This window comes from Streptomyces sp. LZ34, from assembly GCF_053890475.1.
The window spans coordinates 5,199,745-5,222,248 of record NZ_CM132680.1; the positions used below are offsets into that span (position 1 = coordinate 5,199,745).

Consider the following 22,504-nt stretch of genomic DNA (forward strand, 5'->3'; position numbering starts at 1 on the left):
CTCAGCCTTCATCTCAGTCGTTCTTCGCAGCGAGTACGCCGTGCACGGCGCGGGCGATCAGGGCCAGGGACACCGCGCCGGCGTCCGGGGTGCCCAGGGACTTCTCCGCGTGCGGGCGGGCGCGGCCCAGGCGCGGGAGGAGTTCGGCGGTGGCCTTGGCGGCGGCTTCGGCGGCGGTGGCCGCGGCGTCCCAGGCGGTGGCGAGGGGCTGCCCCTCGCCTGCGGCCTCGCTGAGCGCGTCGGCCAGCGGGACCAGCACGTCGACCATCGTCTTGTCGCCGACCGCCGCCTTGCCGAGCCGCATGACGCCGTCGGCGGCGGCGTTCACGCCGGTGGAGACGGCGGCCGCGCCGGGCCGGTCGGTGTCGCCGAGGGCGGCGCCGACCTGGCGCAGGATGACGCCCCACAGGGCGCCGGAGGTGCCGCCGGCCCGGTCGGCCCAGGCGTCGGCGGCGTGGCACAGCAGGGTGCCGGCGCCCGCGCCGAGGCCCAGGGCGCTGCGTCCGGCCTCGTACGCGGCCTCGGCGCCGCGCCGCATGCCGATGCCGTGGTCGCCGTCGCCCGCGACGGCGTCGATGCGGCCGAGCTCGTCGGCGTGCTCGTCGACGGTCCGCAGGACGGCGGCCAGCGCGTCCAGCACCGTACGGGCCGCCGCGCGCGACTCCTCGCTCGCCTCGGGGATGATCGTCTGCTCGGGCTGTTCCTCAGGGCTCTCGGAGCTGACGTCCACGGCCGGCTCCAGCGCCCCCTTGCGGTACGCGGGCGCGTCGGCCGGGGCCGTCCACAACGGCTCCAGCTCCTCGGTCAGCCAGAAGAGCGTGAGCGAGACTCCCGCCATGTCGAAGCTGGTGACCAGCTCGCCGACCTCCGGGTCGACGGCCGCCACGCCCGCCTCGTCCAGCAGCCGGGCCACCCTGCGGTAGACCACGAACAGCTCTTCGTACTTGACCGTGCCGAGCCCGTTGAGGATCACGCCCGCGCGCAGCCCGCGCGGAGTCTCCACCCCCTCCGGCAGCTCGGCCAGCAGCGTGGCGACCAGCAGCTCGGCCGCCTCGTCGGCGGTGGGCACCGCCGCCTCGGACAGGCCGGGCTCGCCGTGGATGCCCAGGCCCACCGCCATCCGGCCCACGGGGACGGTGAACAGCGGGGCGTCGGCCCCGGGCAGGGTGCAGCCGGAGAAGGCGATGCCGAACGAGCGGGTGCGGGCGTTGGCCAGCTGGGCGAGGCGTACGACCTCGTCCAGGGGCAGGCCCGCCTCGGCCGCCGCGGCGGCGGTCTTGAACACCGCGAGGTCTCCGGCGACCCCGCGGCGCTTGGCGGACTCCTCGGCGGGGGCGCTGGAGATGTCGTCGGTGACGACGACCGTCCGGCAGTCGATGCCCTCGGCGTTCAGCCGCTCCTGGGCCTGGCCGAAGTGCAGCACGTCACCGGCGTAGTTGCCGAAGGTCAGCAGCACCCCGCCGCCGCTGTGCGCGGCCTTGGCCACCTGCTGGACCTGCTGGGCGGAGGGCGAGGCGAAGACGTTGCCGACCGCCGCGCCGTGCACCAGGCCCCGGCCGACCAGGCCGGAGAAGGCCGGGTAGTGGCCGGAGCCGCCGCCGATGACGACCGCCACCTGGCCCGGGGCCGTGGGGGTGGCGCGGACGACACCGCCGGGGACGCGCCGTACCCATCTGCGGTGGGCGGCGACGAAGCCCTCCAGGGCCTCGTCCGCGAAGGCGGCGGGGGTGTTGAACAGTCGAGTCATGGCAGGCGGCCTCCGGGCCACGGGTGAGCGATCGGTATGTGCCGGCCGGGCGGGGTCAGTGCCCGGTCGCGATGAGCTGCTGCTCCGCGTCGTCCGCGGCCTGTGGCAGGGGCCGGGTGCTGAGCCAGAGCATCAGGACGGCCGACAGGAGCATGAAGCCGCCGACGACGAAGAGCGGGAGGTAGTAGGAGCCGCTGAAGTCCTTGAGCCAGCCGGTGATGTAGCTCGCGGCGAAGCCCGCGACATTGCCCATGGTGTTGATCAGGGCGATGCCGGCGGCCGCGGCGGCTCCGGTGAGGAACTGGGACGGCAGCGACCAGAACGTGGGCAGCGCGGCGAAGATCGAGCACGCGGTGACGGTGATGACCGCGATGGTCGCGCTCGGGGAGCCCATGTACAGGGCGAGCGGGATGCTGATGCCGCCGACCACCGCCGGTCCCGCGACATGCCAGGCGCGGACCCCGTGCCGGGTGGCGTGCCGGGCCCAGAAGAAGAGCACGATGGCGGCGGGGAGGTACGGAATGGCGGTGATCAGGCCCTTGTCCAGCACGGAGAACTGGGTGCCGTACTGCTCCTCGAAGCCGCCGATGATCGTGGGGAGGAAGAACGCCAGGGCGTAGAGGCCGTAGATGAAGCCGAAGTAGACGAGGGAGAGGACCCACACCCGGCCGTTGGTGAACGCCGCCTTGAGCGCGCCGCGCCCGCCGTGCCCGGCGGCCGTCGTCTGCTCGCTGCCCGCCTTCGCGCCGTTCTCGCGCGCCAGCTCGGCCGTGAGCCAGGTCTTCTCCTCCCGGGTCAGCCACTTCGCGTCGGCGGGCCGGTCGATCAGATAGAACCAGGCGATGATGCCGAGCAGGATCGCGGGGATGGACACGCCGAGGAACATGAAGCGCCAGCCGTCGAGGCCGAAGAACGCACCGTGCTGGTTGATCAGCAGCCCGGCCAGCGGGGCGCCGATCACCGTGGTCAGCGGCTGGGCCAGGTAGAACAGCGCCAGGATCTTGGTGCGGTGGCGGGCCGGGACCCACTGGCTGAGGTAGAGGATCGCCCCGGGGAAGAAGCCCGCCTCGGCGACGCCGAGCAGAAAGCGCAGCCCGTACAGCTGCCCGGTGCTCTGCACCCAGGTGAACAGCAGGGAGACGATCCCCCAGGTGACCATGATCCGGGCCAGCCAGCGGCGGGCGCCGAACCGGTGCAGGGCCAGGTTGCTGGGCACTTCCAGCAGGATGTAGCCGATGAAGAAGACGCCGGAGGCGAGTCCGAACTGAGCCGCCGAGAGGCCGAGGTCGGCGCCCATGCCGTTGGGCTCGGCGAAGGAGACCGCGGTCCGGTCCAGGAAGTTCACGAAGAACATCAGGGCGACGAAGGGGACGAGACGGCGCGCGACCTTCTTCACGGCCGATCTCTCGACGTCCCGTATGACGGGGGATGGGGCGACAGTGCCCATGACGGCTCCTGACTGAGCGGACGGCATTGTCCTGTGGGGTGCCTACACGCTAAGTCACTCCCCGAAAATTGGTCACCAATTAACCAAAGTGATGTGTGTCGCTTTTGAAACCCTTGACGGGCGGCCCTCCAGCACCTACCGCAACACTGCCGCCCCAGGCCGTCTGCCCTGGTGATGTACTAGGGCAGGCATGTCCGAGGACCCGAGTCCAAGAGGGGAAAACGCCACGTGAGCGCCGAGCCCGACCAGCCGAACTTCACCGCGCTGCTGCGCCCGGTCGTCCGGGAGTCATCGGTGAGCGAGGTGGCCAAGCGGCTGCTGGACCACCTCTCCGAGGGCCACCTGAAGCCCGGCACCCGGCTGCCCGCCGAGCGCCAGCTGGCCGAGGCGCTCAACGTCGCCCGTTCCAGTGTGCGCGGTGCGCTCTCGGCACTCGATGTGCTCGGCATCATCGAGATCCGTCCCGGCTCCGGCTCCTACGTACGCGCCGGCACCTCGGAATTCCTGCCCCGGGCCATCAACTGGGGCCTGATGCTCGGCCAGCGCCGCACCCACGACCTGGTCGAGGTCCGCACCTTCATGGAGGCCGTGTCCGCCCGGCTGGCGGCCGAGCGCGCCGAGGCCACGGACGTCGAACGGCTCGAGGCACACCTGGAGCGGATGCGGGAGGCGGGCGGCGACGTCACGGCGTTCATCGACGCCGACATCGCCTTCCACCTGGAGACCGCCACCATCGCGCGCAACTCCGTGCTCAGCGACATCCTCCACAGCATCCGCTCGCTGCTCCAGGTGTGGATGGAGCGCGCGGGCGACATCGAGGGCACGGTGACCGGGACACTGAAGGAACACGGCGCGATCCTCCAGGCCATCCGCGACCGCGACCCGCAGGCGGCCGAGCAGGCCATGGCGGAGCACATGCAGTGCGCGAGCGAGCGGCTGTGGTCCTCGCTGAGCGCGGAGGAGGGCGGGACGACGGGCGGCGGCGCTTCGGGCAACGGTCCGGGCGGCGGCGCCTCGTAACGTACGCGGGCGGCGGCAGCTCGTACGCGGGGCGCGGCAGCACGTACGCACGCGGGGCGCGGCAGCACGTACACACGCGGGGCGGGGCGGGGCGGGCCACCGTATTGGCCCATCTCAAGGCGCGGCCGAACCCGTCATGCGCCCAGACTGATGCACATGGCAGAGCGAGAACGGCGCGCATCTCCCCCCAAGGCGGACCGCGCACCCCGCAGGACCGGCGCGGCGGAAGCGGCCGGCCGCGCCTGCGAACAGCTCGCCGCTCTGATAACCCACCCCTCCGAGGGCGTCAGCGCCGTGTGCCGGGTCGAGGACGGCTGGCGCGTCAGCGTGGACGTCGTGGAGGTCGCCCGGATCCCCGACACGACCAGCCTGCTGGCCACCTACGAGGTGGACATCGACGAGCGCGGTGAGCTCCGTGAGTACCGGAGAGTCCGCCGCTATCGGCGCGGCTCGGCCGACGACTGCTGACCGGCCGGGCCGGGCCGGTCGCACCCGGCCGGCGCCCAGGGCCGAGCCATCGAAAGGACGCTCCGATCATGGCCCCCACCTACGCCCCCACCCACACCGACGACGTCGTCTGCATCTCGCGCTCGGGCAATCTCTACGACGTCCTCGAACTCATCCTCGACCGCGGCATGGTGATCGACGTCTTCCTCCGGGTCTCCCTGGTCGGCATCGAGATCCTGAAGGTCGACGCCCGGATCGTCGTGGCGAGCGTGGACACGTACCTCCGCTTCGCCGAGGCCTGCAACCGCCTGGACCTGGAATTCGACCGCAGCAGCACGACCGTGCCCGAGCTGCTGGGCGCGGGCAAGGCCGGCCTCGGCAAGAAGGCGGCCAAGAAGACGGCCAAGAAGGCGGTGGAGACCGTGGGCGGCAAGGTCAAGAAGGCCGTGACCGGCCGTGACGACGAGGACGAGGACGAGGACGAGGACGAGGAGGAAGGCCGGGACGAGGGCAGGGACGTGGGCCGGGATGAAGACCTGGTCGAGGAGCGCCGCCCGCGGGGGCGCGCGCCCGCCCGCTCCCGCCACCGCCGTACCGAGGACGAGGAGGACTGACCCCATGGCCGCACAGGACGTGTACGTCTACGGCGTCGTCCGCGCCTCCCACCCGGTGCCGCCCGGCCGCACCGGTGTGGGCGCGGACCCGGCCCCGGTCCGTACGCTCCGCGCCGGAGAGCTGGCCGCCGTGGTCAGCGACGCCCCGCCCGGCCTGCGCGCCAAGCGGCGCGACCTCCTCGCGCACCAGGACCTGGCGCTGGCGCTGGCGGCGGACGGCCCGGTGCTGCCCATGCGCTTCGGGATGATCGCCCCCGACGAGGCCTCCGTGCGGGGCCAGTTGACCGCCTCCGAGCGTGCGTATCTCGCCGCGCTCGACCGTCTCGACGGCCGGATCGAGATGAACCTCAAGGCCATGCCGGTCCAGGCCGGGCTGCCCGCGCTGGTCCGGGAGAACCCCGAGGTGGCCCGGGCGCGCGCCGCCGCGCGCCGGTCCCCGGGGTACGAGGCCAGCGTGCGGCTCGGCGAGGCCGTGGCGCGGGGGCTGTCCGGCCGGGCCGCCGCCGCGTCGGCCTCGGTGGTCGCCGAGCTGTCCGCGGTGGCGGTGGAACAGGTGCGGGGGCCGGAGGTGCCGGGGTGCGTGCTCAACGTCTCCTTCCTCCTCGACCGGCGTGCGGAGGAACGGTTCCGGGCCGCGGTGGAGCGCTTCGCGGCGGCCCACGGCAGCCATGTGGAGCTGCGCCTCACCGGGCCGCTGCCCTGCTACAGCTTTGTGGACCCCGCCCCGGGCACCCCCCGGCGCGACCCCGTCCCGAGCGGAGCGTGACATGGGCTTGCTGAGCGGGCTCGTCCTCCTCCCCATGGCACCCGTCCGGGGCGTGATCTGGATCGCGGACTGCCTGGTGGACGCCGCGGAGCACGAGCTGCACGACCCGGCGGTCCTGCGCGCCAGGCTCGCCGAGCTGAACGAGGACCTGGACGCGGGGGTGATCAGCCCCGAGGAGTTCGAGCGAGAAGAGGACCGGCTGCTCGACCAGTTGGAGCGGTCGGTCCCGTCCCTACCCGTGAGGCACCGGTGAGGCGCCGTGATTGATCCCGAGCTGACGGGCAGGACCCCCCTGGGCACGGCCCCGCCCACCGCCAACCTCGCCGAGATCCTGGAACGGGTGCTCGACAAGGGCATCGTCATCGCCGGCGACATCAAGATCGACCTGCTCGACATCGAACTGCTCACCATCCGGCTCCGGTTGTTCGTGTCGTCGGTCGACACCGCCCGCAGAGCCGGAATCGACTGGTGGGAGACCGATCCGGCGCTCTCCTCCCGCGCCGCGCGCGACGCCCTCGCCGAGGAGAACGCAGTGTTGCGCAATCGCCTGGAGGCGCTGGAATCCGGCGGCGACGCGGGGGAGCTGAGCGCCGTCGGCGGCGAGGAGAGGAGGGACGGATGACGTCCGAGCAGCACAGCAAGCAGGCCAACGAGCAGACGCCCGGTCAGCTCCCCACGGTCACCTACGCCTTCGCCGTCTGCGGACGGTGCGACCCGGCCGCCCTGGTCGGGCTCCCGGGGCTCGACGAGGCCGCCCCGGTCCGTACGCTCGCCGCGGGCCCGCTCACGGCCGTCGTCCAGGACGTGTCCGCCGTCGACTTCGCGGAGGACGCCCTGCGGCAGAGGCTCACCGACCGCGACGAGCTGGAGCGCTGCGCCCGCGCCCACCATGAGGTGATCATGGCCGCGTCGGCCGTCACACCGACCGTGCCGCTGCCCTTCGCCACGCTCTATCTCGGCGACGCGCGGGTCCGCGCGGCCCTGCGCGAGAAGGAGGAGTCCTTCCTCTCCGCCCTCGGCCGGTTCACCGGCCGCGTCGAGTGGGGGGTGAAGGTCTATACCGCCCCCGCGCCCCCGGCCTCCTCCCCCGCCCCGCCACCCGGCGCCGCGCCCGGCGCCGGGGCGGGCAGCGGCCGCGCCTATCTCGACCGCGTACGCACCCGGCACCAGACCCGCGAGCAGCACCAGAACGAGGCACTCCAGGCCGCGGAACGGGTGGACGCGGTGGTACGCGGCCTCGCCGTGGCCGCCCGGCGGCTGCGCCCGCACGGGGTCGAGGTCACCGGGGCGCACCGCACCCACGTACTCAACGCCGCCTACCTGGTCGACAGCGCCCGCGAGAGCGAACTGCGCGCCGCGCTGGAAGCCCTGCGCCGGGAGGAGACGGCCGTCCAGATCGAGCTCTCGGGCCCGTGGGCCCCGTACTCCTTCGCCGACGGGCCCGACGGGGGCGTCCCCCGATGACCACCGCCGCCTGGGGAACCGCCCCCGCCGAAGCGTACGGACCGATCGGTGTGCCGCTGGTGGACCTGCTCGACCGGGTGCTGGCCACCGGGGTCGTCATCAGCGGCGACGTGGTCATCGCCATCGCCGAGGTGCCCCTCGTGCGCCTCTCCCTGCACGCCCTGCTCTCCTCGGTCAACGAACGCGTCCCCGCCCCCTGGGCCGACGGCGGCCCGCTGTGACCGGCGGCGGCAGGGTCGATCTCGACACCGACACGCTGGGCCGCGATCTGGTCGCCCTCGTCCTGACCGTCGTCGAACTCCTCCGGCAGCTGATGGAACGCCAGGCCCTGCGCCGGATCGACGCCGGCGGACTCGGCGACGAGCAGATCGAACGCATCGGCACCACGCTGATGCTCCTGGACCAGCGCATGGCGGAGCTGTGCGCCCAGCACGGTCTGCGCCCCGAAGACCTCAACCTGGACCTCGGCCCGCTGGGCACCCTGCTCCCCCGGGACTGAATGACCGCCGCGACCGGATCACTCCACGATCATGAGCTTGTTGCCGTCCGGGTCGCGGAAGCCGAACATGGGCGGCACGGGGGCACCCCACCGCACGACCTCCGGGTCCGTGTCGACGCCGCGGGCCAGCAGCGCGGCGTGGTCGGCGTCGATGTCCTCGCTCGTGAGGATGATGCCGGTCTCGACGCCGGGCGACTGCCCCGGCATCGGCAGAACCAGCGAGATCCCGGCCGCGCCGCCGGTCGGCGCCACCTCGATCCAGCGGAGGCCCTCGGCGAGGGGGATGTCCGCGCGCTTCTCGAAGCCGAGGGTGGAGACGTAGAAGTCCAGCGCCCGGTCCTGGTCGGATACCGGAACGGCCACCTTGCCCAGCTCGGTGATGCGGGTGCCCTTGGTGCTCTCGGTCATGGTCATCTCCCCTAACGGAACGGTTGTGTTTGTAGGACCGCCGGGCCCGACGAAACTCATCGCCTCCCGCGCGAGGAGTTTCCTTGACCTTCAAGTCGCATGAAGCTCAACAATCGCGCCCATGGACGACAAGGACTCCGCACCGGGCACCGACAACACCGACAGCACCGAGGGCCTGTTGAGTATCGGCGCCTTCGCCCGGCGGGTGGGGCTGGCGCCGAGCGCGCTGCGGTTCTACGACGACTGCGCGGTGCTGCGGCCCGCCCACGTGGACACGGCGACCGGCTACCGCTACTACGCCACGGCGCAGCAGCCGCGCGCCGCGCTGCTGCGCCGGCTGCGGGAGGCCGAGTTGCCGCTGGTCGACGCGACGGCCGTGCTGGACGGGCCGTACGAGGAGGCCCGCGAGGTGCTGCGGGCGCATCTGGGCCGGACGAGGGAGTCGGCCGCGGCGGCCCGCGCCGCGATCGAGGAGATCCTGCGCGCGCTGCCCGGGGGAACGTGCCGCGCCGAGGTCTGCGTCGGCGGGGCCGAACTGGCGGGCGCGGTGCGGCAGGTGGGCTCGGCGGTGGCGGCCGGCGCGGCCCGGGAGGAGTTCCCGGTGCTCGGCCGCGTCCTGGTCGAGATCGACGGCGAGGAGATCCGGCTGGTGGCCACGGACCGCTACCGGCTGGCCGTACGGGCGCTCCGGCCGCTGTCGATCGCGGGCGAGCCGTGCGAACTGCTGCTGGACGTAGACGAGTTGACGGAGACCGTGGCCTGGGCGCGGCGGCTGCCCGAGGTCGCCGTCGAGGTCGAGGGCCGGGATGCGCACGTACGGGGCGGCGGCGAGTGCCGGGAACTGCCCGGCTGCGACGAGGTGTTCCCCGCGTACCGGATGGTGCTGGACGACCTCGGGGCCGCCCGGCACCGCGTGATCGCCGACCGGGGCAGGCTGCGGCGGGCCGTCGCGGACCGCCTCGACACCGGCCACCGGTCGATCACCCTCACCACCGCCGGGGACGACCTCCTGATCTCGCCGGAGCAACCCGAGGGGCCGGACACGATCGCGCTGCGCGCCATCTGTACGGGGCCGCCACTGCGGATCGCCTTCGACCCCGGCGTACTGCTGCCGGCGCTCGACGCGAGCGTGGGGCCCGATGTGCTGCTGGAGATCGCGTCCGCGGCCCGGCCCGTCGTCGTCCGCTCCGCCGACCAGGGGAGCTTCACCACCCTGGTCATGCCGGTGCGCGACACCACCACCTAGAGCTGGAGAGAGACGAGAGACGAGAGACCATGGATCCCGAGAATCCCGTCGTCCGCCTGTGCGTCCAGGGCATGACCGCCGAGACCGAAGGCAGGAACGAGGACGCACACGCCCTGTTCCAGCGGGCCTGGGACACCGCCGCCGACGACTACGAGGCCTGTGTGGCCGCCCACTACCTCGCCCGCCACCAGCCGACCCCCGAGGAGACGCTGCGCTGGAACCAGGAGTGCCTGGGCCGCGCCGGCGCGGTGAACGACGACCGGGTCCGAGGCTTCCACGCCTCCCTGCACCTGAACATGTGCACGGCGTACCGGGCGCTCGGCGAGCCCGACAAGGCCCGCGAACACCTCGCGCTGGCGGCCGCCCGCGCTGACGACGTACCCGAAGGGCCGTACGGCGACGGGATCCGCTCCGCCGTCGCGGAGTCGCTGCGCACGGCCGGCGCGCCCGGGCCCTGACGGGCCGAGGCGGCTGGTCCGAGGCGGCGGGTCTCAGCCGTGGTCCCGGGCCCGGGGCCTGGTCTGCGCCTCCCACTCGGGCCTCAGCAGGGACAGCACCGCGAGGTCATGACGGCTCCCCCGGTGCGGGCACGCGGCGCGCCGCACGCCCTCCTGGACGAAGCCCGACTTGGCGAGGACGGCGAGGGCGGCGGCGTTGGTGGTGTGGGTGACCGCCTCCAGGCGGTACAGCAGCATCTCACCGAAGGCGAAGTCGACCAGCGCGTCGACCGCGTCGGTGCCATGCCCCTGGCCGCGCCGCGCCGGGTCCAGCACCAGGCAGACCTCCCCGGAGCCGACGACGAGGTCCTGGCCGGTGAGGGCGATATGGCCGATGGGCGTGCCGTCCTCCAGCAGCACCAGGAAGTCGTCACGATCCCCGTCGGCGACGTCGTTCTCGATCCGCTCGCGGACCGTGGACAGGGCCCTCGGCCAGAAGCCTGCCTCATGGAAGGCCACCGGGTCCGACCGCCATCGGTGGATCAGTTTCGCGTCATCGACGTCGAGGGGCGCGAAACGGACATCTTTGCCGCGCCAACACGTCACGCGCTCCGGATCCGGCTCCATCGCCCGTCCCCCCGTCTCGATGTCCCGCCCGCCTCAGTGTCCCGCCCGCCTCGCTGTCCCGCGCCTCCTGGTCGGGGCATGGACGGACCCTAGGGAGCCACGATGCGCGGCGGCCAGCCGTTTTCCGTACAACCTCTGGTCGCACGACGGGATATCCGCTGGACCAGCCCGAACCCCGGGTGTAAATATATTCGACATGCCGAATAGTCATGCATCGCTTGATGTCTCCGCCCCGTCGGCCTGGCCGCGCGGCTTCCACGCCTACACCGGCCACGGCGGCATCCGCGACAGCGGCGACGACATCTCGATCGTCGCCTCGGACCGGCCCGCCGTCAGCGCCGCGATGTTCACCCTCAGCCGCTTCGCGGGCCCGGCCGTGGTGCTCAGCCGCCGGCACGCCGCCGGACGGCAGTTGCGGGCGGTGGTCACCCTCGCCCAGAACGCCAATGTGGCCACCGGCAAGGAGGGTGAGCTGAACGCCGCCGAGGTGGTCGCGCGCGTCGCGGGGATTCTGGGCGTCGCGGAGGGCGAGGTGCTCATCGGCTCCACCGGTGTGATCGGGCGCCCGCTGCCGATGGACGCCATCCGTGCGCATCTGGACCAGCCGCACCTCGCCCGGGGCGCCGCCGCCTTCGACGCCGGGACCGAGCGGGTGGCCCGCGCGATGATGACCACCGACACCCGGCCCAAGACCAGTGCGCGCTCGGTCGGGGCGGCCCGGATCGTCGGCGTCGCCAAGGGCGTCGGGATGCTGGAGCCCAACATGGCCACGATGCTGGCCTATGTCTTCACCGACGCGTCCATCGCGCCCGACGCGCTGGACGCCGCGCTGCGCGCCGCGGTGGACCGCAGCTTCAACTGTCTGAGCGTGGACACCGACACCTCGACCTCCGACACGGTGGCCGTGCTCGCCAACGGCGCGGCGGGGCCGGTCGACCAGGACGAGTTCGCCGCCGCGCTCGCCGAGGTGTGCCTGGATCTGACCCGGCAGATGGCGATCGACGGGGAGGGCGCGACCAAGCTGCTGCGCGTCACCGTCGACGGGGCCGGGGACCGCGCGCAGGCCAAGCGGGTCGCGAAGAGCGTGGTGAACTCGCCACTGGTCAAGACGGCCGTGCACGGGGCGGACCCCAACTGGGGGCGGGTCCTGATGGCCATCGGCAAGAACACCGACGACACCGACATCGAGCCGGCCAAGGTGAGCGTGCGCTTCGGCGGCATCGAGGTCTACCCCGAGGAGCCGGAGGCGGACACCCTGGACCGGCTCACCGAGCTGATGCGAGACAGCGAGGTCTCGATCTCGGTCTCCCTGGGCCTCGGCGAGGCCGCCGCCACCGTCTACGGCTGCGATCTGTCGGCGGGCTACGTACGCGTCAACGCCGACTACACCTCCTGACCCAAAGCGTCTTGACCCACAAGCGACCGGCCCGGCGGGCTCCCTTGGAGCGCGCCGGGCCGGTCTCCCCTGCCCCTCACCCCCACGAAGGGGCAGCGGCCTGATGGTTCGCCGGCTACTCGGTGGCGATGGCGTTCAGCACATTCATCCGGCCCGCCCGGAAGGCCGGGAGCAGGGCGGCGACCAGGCCCACCACGGCCGAGCCGATGAAGACGGTGATGATCGTCGGCCACGGGATCTCAAGGGTCTTCAGGCCCTCGAGCGCCAGCAGCTTCTGCGCCGTCGCACCCCAGCCCATGCCGAGACCGAGGCCCAGCAGGGCTCCGAACAGCGCGATCACGACCGACTCGAGGCGGATCATGCGGCGCATCTGGCGGCGCGACAGGCCGATGGCGCGCATCAGGCCGATCTCCCGGGTCCGCTCGACGACCGACAGCGCCAGGGTGTTCACCACGCCGAGGACCGCGACGATGATCGCGAGCGCCAGCAGGCCGTAGACCAGGTTGAGCAGCTGCCCGATCTGGTCCTTCATCAACTTCTTGTAGTCGGTCTGGTCCCGGACCTTGACCTGCGGGAAGTCGTCCAACTGAGCCTTGAGGGAGGCGTATGCCTCCTTGTCCTGGCCGTCCTTGGCGGCCGCGAGCATCATCGAGTTCACCGGCATCTTGTCGGCCGGGATATAGCGCTCGGCGGTGGTGATGTTCACGTACTTGGCACCCTGGTTGAACGAGGTGTCGTCCGAGGTGATGGCGGCGACCTTGAGCTTGGCCGTCTTGCCGCCCTTGAAGGCGACGGTAAGGGTGTCGCCCGTCTTCACCTTGTGGTCCTTGGCGAAGTCCTCGGACACCGACATGGCGTCCTTGCCGTAGGCGTTGGAGAGCGTGCCGTCGACGACGGGGGTACGCAGGTCGTCCGCGAACGTCGGGTCGGCGGCGACCAGACTGTCGGTGGAGGTCTTGCCGTCGGGCGTGGTGATCTTGGTGTCGTCGAGGTCCTTGACGTCGGTGACGTGGTCCACGCCCTTCGCCGCGTGCACCGCCTTCGCGATCTCCGCGGTGATCGGCTTGCCGCCGTCGGACTGGATGATGAAGTCCGCGCCGACCGACTTGTCGAGCTCATCGCTCGCCGAGGCGACCATCGAGGAGCCGACCACCGACAGGCAGGCGACCAGCGCGAGGCCGATCATCAGGGCGGCGCCGGTGGCGCCGGTGCGCCGGGGGTTGCGCAGCGCGTTCCGCTCGGCCATGCGGCCGACCGGGCCGAAGACCCGCAGAACGACGGCGGCCAGCACCCGGACCACCAGGCCGGCCAGCAGCGGGCCGATGACGATGAAGCCGATCAGGGTCAGCACCACGCCCAGGCCCAGGAACATCGACCCTTCGGTCGCCTTGTCCGCGTTCGCCGCGGCGACCAGGCCCGCCGTGCCGGCCGCCGTGAGGAGCAGGCCGATCGCGCCCCGGATCCGCCCGGCCTTCGCGTCCGCCGGGGTGCCCGCGTCCCGCAGGGCCGCCATCGGAGAGATCTTCCCGGCGCGGCGGGCCGGGATGTACGCGGAGATGAGGGTGACGACGATGCCGATGGTGAGGCCGATGATGGGCGTGGCGGGCTTGACCGTCAGCTCGTCGGTGCTGATGTTCAGGCCCATGTTGCCCATCAGCTTCATCAGCCCGATGGCGAGGCCGACGCCGCCCAGGACGCCGAGCACCGAGCCGACGACGCCGAGCAGCAGCGCCTCGATGAGCACCGACCGGTTGACCTGCTTACGGCTGGAGCCGATGGCCCGCATCAGGCCGATCTCACGGGTGCGCTGGGCGACCAGCATCGAGAAGGTGTTGACGATGAGGAAGATGCCGACCATCACGGCGATCCCGGCGAAGCCGAGCATCGCGTACTTCATGATGTCGAGGAACGAGCCGATGTCGTCCTTGCCCTCCTCGGCAGCCTCGTCCTTCGTCTGCACCTTGAGGCCGTCGCCGATGGCCGCGACCACGTTCTTCTTCAGCTGGTCGTTGCTGACGCCGGGCTGGGCGGTCAGGGCGAAGCTGGTGTACGCGCCGGGGCGGCCGAGCAGTTCGCGCTGCGCGGTCTCGTTGTCCGTGTAGACGACGGTGGCGCCGGGGTTGGTCACCTTGAAGGTCGTCAGGCCGACGATCTTGGCGCGGAACTCGCCGGGCACGGCGATGATCCGCAGCTCGTCGCCGATCTTCAGCTTCTTGTTCTTGGCCGTGTCGGCGTCGAGCATCACCTCGGTGGGGCCGCGCGGCTCATGGCCGGAGGTGAGGTCCACCGCGAGGAGCTCGGTCGGGTCCCAGTTGGTGGCGACGGTCGGGGCGCCGGACTTCGGACCGATGTCGTCGTTGTTCTTGTCGACGACGGTGGCGGTCTCGGTGCTGATCTCACCGACCACCGACTTGACGCCCTGGACCTTCTTCAGCTCGGCGAGCCGCGCCCCGGGCACCGTCTCGATCTTGCCGCTCTGCGGGCCGTTGTTGCTGCCGCCCGTCTCCTTCGGCTTGACCGACACATCGGAGCTGGTGCTCGAGAAGAGCCGGTCGAAGGTGGCGTTGGTGGTGTCGGTGAAGACGAGCGTGCCGCAGACGAAGGCCACCGACAGCAGGACGGCGATGGCCGACAGCGCCATGCGTCCCTTATGCGCGAAGAAATTGCGCATCGAGGTCTTGAAGACGGTCATGACACCCGCCCGCGCGCGTCGAAGCTCTTCATTCGTTCCAGCACCAGCTCGGCGGTGGGGTTGTACATCTCGTCGACGATCCGGCCGTCGGCCAGATACAGCACCCGGTTGGCGTACGCGGCGGCGACCGGGTCATGGGTGACCATCACGATGGTCTGGCCCAGCTCGTCCACCGAGCGCCGCAGAAAGCTCAGCACCTCGGCGCCGGCCCGGGAGTCCAGGTTTCCGGTGGGCTCGTCACCGAAGATGATCTCGGGTCGGGCGGCGAGGGCGCGCGCCACGGCGACGCGCTGCTGCTGGCCGCCGGAGAGCTGGTTCGGCCGGTGCTTGAGCCGATCGGCCAGACCCACGGTCTCCACCACCCGGTCCAGCCAGGCGCGGTCCGGCTTACGGCCCGCGATGTCCATGGGCAGGGTGATGTTCTCGATCGCGTTGAGCGTGGGGAGGAGGTTGAACGCCTGGAAGATGAAGCCGATCCGGTCGCGGCGCAGCTGGGTGAGCTTCTTGTCCTTGAGCCCCGTGATCTCCGTCTCGTCGATGAAGATCTGGCCGGAGGTCACGGTGTCCAGACCGGCGAGGCAGTGCATGAGGGTCGACTTGCCGGAGCCCGACGGGCCCATGATCGCGGTGAACTGTCCGCGGGCTATGTCGACGTCCACATGGTCGAGCGCGACCACACGGGTCTCGCCGGAGCCGTACGCCTTGACGACCTGGCGCGCGCGGGCGGCAACAGCCGTATGTCCTCCACTGCCCCCGGTCTTGGGAATCGATACAGCGGTTGTCACGGTGACTCTCCTATGTCGTCTTCTTCTGCGAGTGGTACTGCGAGTGGTGCTGAGCGTTCTTCCACGAGCCGGGGTCTTCCGCCCGCGCACATCAAGGGTGGCCCGGGCGTGAGGGGTGCCGCGATGGTGCCTGGCTCCGTATCGCTAGGGGGGCTAGCCATACCCTCTCGGTCAGGCCGGCCATAGAAACCCTAGAAGCGCCGCAGGTCGGGTGCCTCCTCCGCCGGTACGAACCCCGGGTAGGAGGAACGGGTGGATGACCCCTAGGGGTGTAAGACCTCAGACGTACCCCGTCTCAGGGTCAAGACTGGGCCCTCACGTCACGGAAGGTTCAAGTCCGCTGCTCGGCCGCCCGGACGCCCGCTTCCCTTCCCCCGATCCCGCATGGAATGGTGGGTCGTACAACAATGCTGGGTCGCACAACAGAGTTACGGGCATCACGGCAGCCAGCCGGTTCGGCCGGGGGAGGGAGTGCGCACGGTGGGCGGCACCGCACGACGGCGGACGGACGCGGACACCGGACCACCCACCCCGGAGACGGCCCCCTCGCCCCCCGTCCGCCGCCGCCCCGTCGCCGCCGCGCTGATGCTCGGCATGGCGCTCTCCGCGCTCGACGCCACCATCATCTCGACCGCGATCCCGCAGATCGTGGGCGACCTCGGCGGCTTCTCCGTCTTCTCCTGGCTGTTCTCCGGCTATCTGCTCGCCGTCACGGTCAGCCTGCCGGTCTACGGCAAGCTCTCCGACACCTTCGGCCGCAAGCCCGTCCTGCTCTTCGGGATCGTGCTCTTCCTGCTGGGCTCGCTGCTGTGCGCGGGCGCCTGGAACATGGGCTCCCTCATCGCCTTCCGCGTCGTCCAAGGCCTGGGCGGCGGCGCACTTCAGGGCACCGTACAGGTCATCGCCGCCGACCTCTACCCGCTCAAGGAGCGCCCCAAGATCCAGGCCCGGCTCTCCACCGTGTGGGCCATGTCCGCCGTGGCGGGCCCGGTCGTCGGCGGCCTGCTCGCCGGATACGCCGACTGGCGCTGGATCTTCCTGATCAACCTGCCGATCGGCGCCGTGGCGCTACTGCTGATCGTCCGTCATCTGCACGAGCCGACCCGGGCGGCCGCACCCGGATCCCGGGTGGACTGGGCCGGCGCGCTGGCGATCTTCGCGACCGGCGGGCTGCTGCTGACCGCCCTTGTGCAGGGCGGGGTGGCCTGGGCCTGGCTGTCCGCGCCCTCGCTCGCGCTGTTCGCGTCCAGCGCGGCGTGCGCGGCCGGGACCGTATGGATCGAGCGCCACGCCGCCGAACCGATCATTCCGGGCTGGGTCTGGCGCCGCCGTACGATCTCAGCCGTCAACCTCGCGCTCGGCGCGCTGGGCCTGCTGATGATCGCCCCCACCGTCTTCCTGCCCACCTACGGCCAGTCGGTCCTGGGACTCGGCCCCATCGCGGCCGGGTTCGTGCTGTCGGCCATGACGCTCAGCTGGCCGATATCGGCCGCGCTGAGCAGCCGCTTCTACAACCGGGTCGGCTTCCGGCGCTGTGCGATCACCGGCATCGCGTTCGCCGCGCTGGTCCTGCTCGCCTTCCCGCTGCTCCCCTACCCCGGCGCCAACCCCGGCGCGGCCTGGCAGCCCGCGCTGATCATGCTGCTGCTCGGCGCGGCCCTCGGCCTCTTCCAGCTACCGCTGGTCATCTGGGTCCAGTCATCCGTCCGCTGGGCCGAGCGCGGCACCGCGACCGCCTCGATCCTCTTCTGCCGACTGGTCGGCCAGAGCGTGGGGGCGGCCGTCTTCGGCGCCGTCGCCAACGCCACCCTGGCCGCCCGCCTCGACGAGGCACCCTCCGCCGTCCGCGCCGGCCTGCCCGACGACCTCGACGGCGTCTCCCGCGCGCTGGAGCACCCCGCCACGCTCACCACCCAGTCCGCCGACTATCTGCGGCGCGCGGTCGACACCGCCGTCGACCATGTGTACGTCGGCTCGGCGGGGGCCGCCGTACTGGCCCTGCTGGTCCTGCTGTTCCTCGCCCCGCGCCGCACTGCCGCCGGGCCGGACGGGAAGCAAGGCACCGAGGGCACCGAAGGTACGGACGGTACGGAAGGTCGGGACGGTACGAAAGGCGCGGACGAACAGGCACAGACGGCGGGGTAGCGGAGTAGCGGAGCAGTAGCGGGCTCCCGGCCGGGCCGGGGCCGGTCGGGGAACCCGGACCCGGCCGGGAAGCTGCGGTGGTGGAACGCCGGGAGGCCGGAGCCGGCCGGAGAGCCGAAGCCCGTCCGGGAGCCGAAGCCCGACTGGGAGCCGACTACACCTCCGGCCGCGGTGTGGAGCCGGCGTCCTCGGCGACCGGCCGGCCCGTCAGCGCCGCGAGGCTGCCCCGCACATGCTCCAGATGCGACTTGAGCTCCTCGCGCCGCTCGACATGCTCGCGCAGCGTCCGCTCCGTCTCCCGCTCCAGGCGCTCCTCCCGGGCCCGCGCCTGCGCGATGATCTCCGCCGCCTGCGCCTGGGCGTCCTCCTGCCGCAGCCGCGCCGCCTGCTCGGCCATCGCGTACTCCCGCTTGGCCTCGGCGAGCCTCAGCTGCGTGCGGTCCTCCAACTGGGCGACACCGGCGGCCATCGCGGCCTCCCGCTGGGCGATCTCCCGGCCCGCCGCCTCCCACCGCTCGCCGTGGTCCCGCTCCTGCTCGGCCAGGACGGCGGCGCTCCGCTGCCGAGTCTCCTTCAGCGCCGACAGGGCCTCGGTCCGCCACTCCTTGGCGTCCTGCCGCGAGGCGGCGCGCAGCTCGTCCACATCCGCCTGGGCCGACTCCAGCGTCGAGCGCGCGGAGGCCTCGGCGGCGACGCGCGTCCGCTCGGCCTCCTCGCGGGCGGCCGCCTCGACCGTACGGGCCGCGGCCCGCGCGGCGTCCCACAGCTCCTGCGCCGAGGCCTCGGCCCGCGTCCGCAGGCTCGCGGCCTCCTCCTCCGCCGCGAACAGGATCAGCCGGGCGCGGTCGCCCAGAGATTCATACGTCTGGGGGGCCAGCTGGGCGACGGCCTCGCGCACCCGCTCGGCCTCGGCGGCCAGTTCATTGCTCAGCACCGTCAGCCGCGCGGCGCGCTCCCACGCCGCGTCGCGCGCGTCGGACAACTCCGCCAGAGTGCGGTTGACCTGCTCGGGGCGGTAGCCGCGGCCCCGTCCGCCGATGGTGAAACCTTGACGTGACACCGATGCGCCCATCCTTGGAACCCCTTTTGTCCGGCATGCAACCGCTCCGGCGCACATCTTTATAGATCGCGGCTAATCGCACATAACGCGACACTCCGCCCATCTTCCTCGGCCGGGGGTGTCGTGCCCCCTGATGTCGCTGAGCCCTCGCCACCGGATCCGGACAACACAACGACGAGGCGCCCGCCCCCGTCACGGGGGTCGGGCGCCTCGGTCCTGATGTTCTGCCGCTGTTCGCCTCAGAACTCGCTCAGAGCAGGCCGTCCCACATCTGCTCCAGCAGCACCGCCCACCAGTTGTCCGGTGAGGACAGCGCCGCCGGGTCCAGGCAGGCCAGCTGCGCCTGGAAGTCGACCGTCCAGCGGCCGGCCTGCTCCGGCGTCAGCCCGTACCGCAGCCGCCACATCCGGCCCAGCAGGGCCAGGCAGCGGACGAAGTCCGGCAGGGAGGAGTTGACGAACTGCGGCGGTACGGACGTACCACCGGGGCCCGCCTCCACCGGCACCGCCACGATGTGCGCCGTGCCGTACTGCACACACAGCTGACGGCCGAAGTCATTGCCCATGACCAGGTACGAGCCCGCGTCCGGCGCGGGCTGCACCCCGCGCTCGGCGGCCAGCTCGGCGAGCGTGGGCACCGGGCGGCCCTGGTGGGCCTGCGCCCAGAAGAACGGCCCGAAGTCCATCGGCAGCCCCGACATGACCAGCGTCTGCGCGACCACGTCCGGCACGCCCATCCGCGACACCGCGCGCTGGTCGAAGCGGAAGATGCCCTGCGGACCGAACGACTGGATCAGCTCCTGCGCGAGCACCTCCGGCGGCACCGGGGCCACCCGCTGCACCTGGCTGGGGTGCGGCAGCGGCACCCGGTTCGGGGCCGGACGGGCCGGGCCATCCGCCACCTGGTGCAACTCGCCCTGGTGCTCGATGAGGTGGCGCACGCCCTGCTGGCGGGTCGCGTGGTCACGCCCGTACGCCGCCGTATGGCTGATCCGCACCTGCGGCCAGGTCTCCTTGATCATGCGCGCGCAGTAGCCGCCGGGCAGATCGCAGGACTCCAGCTCGGTGTGCAGCTCCAGCACTTGCTGCGGCGGGACGTTCATCACACGCAGCTCATGCAGGATCTGCCACTCGGGGTGCGGGGTGCCGGGCGCGGAACGGCGGATGAGCTGCTGCTCGGAGCCGTCCTGCGCGCGGTAGCGCAGCACCGCCATGTAGCCGGGGCCGACGGTCGGCTGGCCGGACGGCGGCGCGGGGTAGGCGTATCCGCCGCCGGGCGGGGGCATGCCGGGGCCGGGCATACCGGGCGGGGGCGTACCCGGGCCGGGCATGCCGGCTGGGGGCGTGCCGCCCGCGAGCATCGTCGCGGCCGCGTGCACCCCGCCGGGGGCACCGGGCTGGCCGGGGCCGCCGGGGTACCCGGGGCCGGGCGGCGGAGGCGGCGTCTGCGCACCCCCGGGGCCGGGCATACCGGGCTGACCCGGCGCACCGGGAACGCCAGGAGCACCGGGGGGACCGGGCGGCTGCGGACCGCCCGGGCCCGGCATACCCGGCACACCGGGCGCACCCGGACCACCGGCAAGCATCGTCGCCGCCGCATGCACCCCACCCGGAGCACCCGGCTGACCAGGCGCACCAGGAACCCCAGGAGCACCAGGCGCACCAGGAGCCCCCGGAGCCCCGGGCGGGCCGGGGAAGTTGCCGACCGGACCCGGCGGAGGCGGCGTCTGGCCGCCCCCGGCCCCGGGCACGCCGGGCGGACCGGGCGGCTGCGGGCCCGACATACCCGGCTGACCCGGCGCACCGGGAACGCCAGGAGCACCGGGGGCACCGGGCGGCTGCGGACCGCCCGGGCCCGGCATACCCGGCACACCGGGCGCACCCGGACCACCGGCAAGCATCGTCGCCGCCGCATGCACCCCACCCGGAGCACCCGGCTGACCAGGAGCACCAGGCGCACCCGGCGGAGGCGTCGCGCCCGCGCCCGGGACGCCCGGTGGCGGGGGCGGCGTCTGCGGACCGCCCGGGCCCCCGCCCGGACCGCCGAGGCTCTCGGGGCCGAGAGCCGAGACCAGTTGGGTCGGTACGTACCCTCCGGCCGGGGCGCCCGGAGCACCGGGGCCGGACGGCGGCGGAGGCGGGGTGTGCGCACCCGGGGCCGAGCCGGCGCCGGGAGCGCCCGGCGCGCCGGGCGGCGGCGGGGCCGACGGGCCACCGGGCGTCGCACCAGGGGGCGCCGGGGGCGCTCCTGGCACGCCCGGGCCCGGGGCCGGCGCGCCCGTCGGCGGCAGGTCCAGGACCGGCGCGAGGGCCGTGGGAGGCAGTGCGCTGCCCGCCGACATCAACTCGGTCTTGGCGTCCGGCCGTACGCCCGGCACCGGGGTGTCCTCGTCGTCGGAGCCCGCGAGCGGCGGGGCGAAGACCGTGACGGGCGGGGCGACCGAGCGGTCGCTGTCGTCGCTCCCGGAGTTGGTGTCGGCACCCGCCCACGGCGTGCCACCGGCCGGTGTCGCCGGGGCGCCGGGGCCGGAGTCGGCGGGGCCGCCGCTGCCTGGAGGCGCCGCGGGGGCGGCCCAGGGGCTCCCGGCGCCGTGCTGCCCGCCGCGCGACGCGTCGCCCGAGGGCCGCGCGCCCGCGTCCGGCGCGCCCGGGGCGCCCACTCCGGCGCCGGGCGCGAACGAACCGGAACCCGGCCAGTCATCTGTCTCACGCTCGGCCGAACCGCCGCCGTGGCCACCGGACGCCGCGGCCGCCCCCGGCCAGTCGTCAACCGGTTCCGTCGCACGACCGGCCGAACCGCCCGCCGTGCCGACCCCGGCCGCGCCAGAACCCGCAGCGCCGGAACCCGGCCAGTCATCCGTCCCACGCTCAGCCGAACCACCACCCGCGGACCCGGACGCCCCGGAACCACCACCCGCCGCGCCGGACCCCGGCCAGTCATCCGTCCCGCGCTCGCCCGAACCACCGCCCGTAGACGCCGACGCCCCGGAACCACCGTCGTACGAACCAGACGCCGCCGGCGCCTGCGACGACCCCGGCCAGTCATCCGTGCCCGGCCCGCGGTCGGTGAGCCCGCCCGAAGCGCCCGCCCCCACGCCGCCGCCGTACGAACCGGCCGCGGCCGAGGCCGCGGACGCCCCGGTCCCGGACGCCGCCGAGGCCTGGGACCCCGGCCAGTCGTCCGCCGCTTCCGGCTCACTCTCAGCGGAACCACCCGCCGAAGCCGAAGCCGCCGCCGCACCCGCACCCGCACCCGCACCCGCACCCGCACCGGAGCCTGCTCCCGAAGCGCCGCTGCCGCTGCCCGACCGCTGGTCGGGGATGCCCCTCGCGTCCGCCGCCTCCTGTAGCCAGTCCGGCGGCGTCAGCAGGAAGGACGTCGCGTTCAAGTCGATGCGCTGCGGTCGCCCGCCCGTGGTCTCCTGGTCTCCGCCGGAGGCCCCGTACTGCTCCTCGTACCGGCGGATGACCTCACCCACCGGCAGCGCGGGCCACAGGGTCGTGTCGCCACTGTCGCGGGCGATGACCAGCCGCGCGCCCTCGGCGGGCGCGTCCGAGACGGGCCCGTCCGCGCGGTCCTCGGCCCAGGCCACAAAGCCCAGGTCGAACTCCCGCACCCGCACCTCGCGCTGCTGATAGCCGGGCACATCGCCGTTGATCCAGAGCTCCGCGCGCTCCTGCGCCTGTGCGAAGGTCACCATCGCG

21 protein-coding genes are annotated in these 22,504 nt (G+C 72.9%); 13 read left to right on the plus strand and 8 right to left on the minus strand.

Going from position 1 to position 22,504, the window contains the following annotated elements; genetic code table 11:
* Nucleotides 1–13 precede the first annotated feature (13 nt).
* Entirely contained in the window at nucleotides 14–1,747 is a 1,734-nt protein-coding gene (locus ACWY4P_RS20675; protein ID WP_456212021.1) for a dihydroxyacetone kinase family protein, read from the minus strand.
* A 55-nt stretch (nucleotides 1,748–1,802) separates the two neighbouring features.
* Nucleotides 1,803–3,194, minus strand: coding sequence for an MFS transporter (locus ACWY4P_RS20680; RefSeq protein WP_456212022.1), 1,392 nt, complete (start codon nucleotides 3,192–3,194; stop codon nucleotides 1,803–1,805).
* Nucleotides 3,195–3,422: 228 nt separating this feature from the next.
* On the opposite strand from ACWY4P_RS20680, the gene ACWY4P_RS20685 reads away from it, so the two are divergent.
* The 9 genes from ACWY4P_RS20685 to ACWY4P_RS20725 all read left to right on the plus strand — a co-directional run bounded on the left by ACWY4P_RS20685 (nucleotide 3,423) and on the right by ACWY4P_RS20725 (nucleotide 8,004).
* Complete coding sequence (locus tag ACWY4P_RS20685; RefSeq protein WP_456212023.1) at nucleotides 3,423–4,214, plus strand: FadR/GntR family transcriptional regulator; 792 nt, start codon at nucleotides 3,423–3,425, stop codon at nucleotides 4,212–4,214.
* Between the two features lie 156 nt (nucleotides 4,215–4,370).
* Complete coding sequence (locus ACWY4P_RS20690) at nucleotides 4,371–4,682, plus strand: gas vesicle protein GvpO (protein ID WP_456212024.1); 312 nt, start codon at nucleotides 4,371–4,373, stop codon at nucleotides 4,680–4,682.
* Between the two features lie 68 nt (nucleotides 4,683–4,750).
* The gene (gene gvpJ, locus ACWY4P_RS20695) at nucleotides 4,751–5,275 is read left to right on the plus strand and encodes a gas vesicle protein GvpJ (protein ID WP_456212025.1); all 525 of its coding nucleotides are present in this window, start codon (nucleotides 4,751–4,753) and stop codon (nucleotides 5,273–5,275) included.
* Nucleotides 5,276–5,279: 4 nt separating this feature from the next.
* The gene (locus ACWY4P_RS20700) at nucleotides 5,280–6,041 is read left to right on the plus strand and encodes a GvpL/GvpF family gas vesicle protein (protein WP_456212026.1); all 762 of its coding nucleotides are present in this window, start codon (nucleotides 5,280–5,282) and stop codon (nucleotides 6,039–6,041) included.
* Between the two features lies 1 nt (nucleotide 6,042).
* Nucleotides 6,043–6,294, plus strand: coding sequence for a gas vesicle protein GvpG (locus tag ACWY4P_RS20705; RefSeq protein ID WP_456212027.1), 252 nt, complete (start codon nucleotides 6,043–6,045; stop codon nucleotides 6,292–6,294).
* A 6-nt stretch (nucleotides 6,295–6,300) separates the two neighbouring features.
* On the plus strand, nucleotides 6,301–6,663 hold the full coding sequence (locus tag ACWY4P_RS20710; protein WP_456212028.1) for a gas vesicle protein: 363 nt from the start codon (nucleotides 6,301–6,303) through the stop codon (nucleotides 6,661–6,663).
* On the plus strand, nucleotides 6,660–7,505 hold the full coding sequence (locus tag ACWY4P_RS20715) for a GvpL/GvpF family gas vesicle protein (protein ID WP_456212029.1): 846 nt from the start codon (nucleotides 6,660–6,662) through the stop codon (nucleotides 7,503–7,505). Before ACWY4P_RS20710 ends, ACWY4P_RS20715 begins: the two co-directional genes overlap by 4 nt.
* Entirely contained in the window at nucleotides 7,502–7,726 is a 225-nt protein-coding gene (locus ACWY4P_RS20720) for a gas vesicle protein (RefSeq protein ID WP_456212030.1), read from the plus strand. Before ACWY4P_RS20715 ends, ACWY4P_RS20720 begins: the two co-directional genes overlap by 4 nt.
* Entirely contained in the window at nucleotides 7,723–8,004 is a 282-nt protein-coding gene (locus tag ACWY4P_RS20725) for a gas vesicle protein K (protein WP_456212031.1), read from the plus strand. Before ACWY4P_RS20720 ends, ACWY4P_RS20725 begins: the two co-directional genes overlap by 4 nt.
* Before the next feature lie 18 nt (nucleotides 8,005–8,022).
* Here the strand turns inward: ACWY4P_RS20725 and ACWY4P_RS20730 are convergent, their stop codons facing one another.
* Entirely contained in the window at nucleotides 8,023–8,412 is a 390-nt protein-coding gene (locus ACWY4P_RS20730) for a VOC family protein (RefSeq protein ID WP_456212032.1), read from the minus strand.
* A 121-nt stretch (nucleotides 8,413–8,533) separates the two neighbouring features.
* Between ACWY4P_RS20730 and ACWY4P_RS20735 the strand changes: the two genes are divergently transcribed.
* On the plus strand, nucleotides 8,534–9,658 hold the full coding sequence (locus ACWY4P_RS20735) for a MerR family transcriptional regulator (RefSeq protein WP_456212033.1): 1,125 nt from the start codon (nucleotides 8,534–8,536) through the stop codon (nucleotides 9,656–9,658).
* Nucleotides 9,659–9,687: 29 nt separating this feature from the next.
* Nucleotides 9,688–10,116, plus strand: a complete 429-nt coding sequence (locus tag ACWY4P_RS20740; protein WP_456212034.1) for a hypothetical protein — start codon at nucleotides 9,688–9,690, stop codon at nucleotides 10,114–10,116.
* A 33-nt stretch (nucleotides 10,117–10,149) separates the two neighbouring features.
* Here ACWY4P_RS20740 and ACWY4P_RS20745 read toward each other — a convergent pair whose 3' ends face one another.
* The gene (locus tag ACWY4P_RS20745; protein WP_456212035.1) at nucleotides 10,150–10,722 is read right to left on the minus strand and encodes a GNAT family N-acetyltransferase; all 573 of its coding nucleotides are present in this window, start codon (nucleotides 10,720–10,722) and stop codon (nucleotides 10,150–10,152) included.
* A 196-nt stretch (nucleotides 10,723–10,918) separates the two neighbouring features.
* Between ACWY4P_RS20745 and argJ the strand changes: the two genes are divergently transcribed.
* The gene (argJ, locus tag ACWY4P_RS20750) at nucleotides 10,919–12,118 is read left to right on the plus strand and encodes a bifunctional glutamate N-acetyltransferase/amino-acid acetyltransferase ArgJ (protein ID WP_456212036.1); all 1,200 of its coding nucleotides are present in this window, start codon (nucleotides 10,919–10,921) and stop codon (nucleotides 12,116–12,118) included.
* A 115-nt stretch (nucleotides 12,119–12,233) separates the two neighbouring features.
* Here argJ and ACWY4P_RS20755 read toward each other — a convergent pair whose 3' ends face one another.
* The gene (locus tag ACWY4P_RS20755; protein WP_456212037.1) at nucleotides 12,234–14,810 is read right to left on the minus strand and encodes an ABC transporter permease; all 2,577 of its coding nucleotides are present in this window, start codon (nucleotides 14,808–14,810) and stop codon (nucleotides 12,234–12,236) included.
* On the minus strand, nucleotides 14,807–15,595 hold the full coding sequence (locus ACWY4P_RS20760) for an ABC transporter ATP-binding protein (protein ID WP_456212038.1): 789 nt from the start codon (nucleotides 15,593–15,595) through the stop codon (nucleotides 14,807–14,809). Before ACWY4P_RS20760 ends, ACWY4P_RS20755 begins: the two co-directional genes overlap by 4 nt.
* Before the next feature lie 480 nt (nucleotides 15,596–16,075).
* Here ACWY4P_RS20760 and ACWY4P_RS20765 point away from each other — a divergent pair, with 480 nt between their 5' ends.
* Nucleotides 16,076–17,740 carry an MFS transporter gene (locus ACWY4P_RS20765; protein WP_456212039.1) on the plus strand — a complete coding sequence of 555 codons (1,665 nt, stop codon included), beginning with the start codon at nucleotides 16,076–16,078 and terminating at the stop codon, nucleotides 17,738–17,740.
* A 154-nt stretch (nucleotides 17,741–17,894) separates the two neighbouring features.
* On the opposite strand, the gene ACWY4P_RS20770 is transcribed toward ACWY4P_RS20765, so the two are convergent.
* Together ACWY4P_RS20770 and ACWY4P_RS20775 are read right to left on the minus strand one after the other, a co-directional pair.
* A complete protein-coding gene (locus ACWY4P_RS20770; RefSeq protein ID WP_456212040.1) occupies nucleotides 17,895–18,812 on the minus strand; it encodes a cellulose-binding protein in 918 nt (305 codons plus the stop codon).
* 238 nt (nucleotides 18,813–19,050) lie between these two features.
* Nucleotides 19,051–22,500, minus strand: coding sequence for an SUKH-4 family immunity protein (locus tag ACWY4P_RS20775; RefSeq protein WP_456212041.1), 3,450 nt, complete (start codon nucleotides 22,498–22,500; stop codon nucleotides 19,051–19,053).
* Nucleotides 22,501–22,504 lie beyond the last annotated feature (4 nt).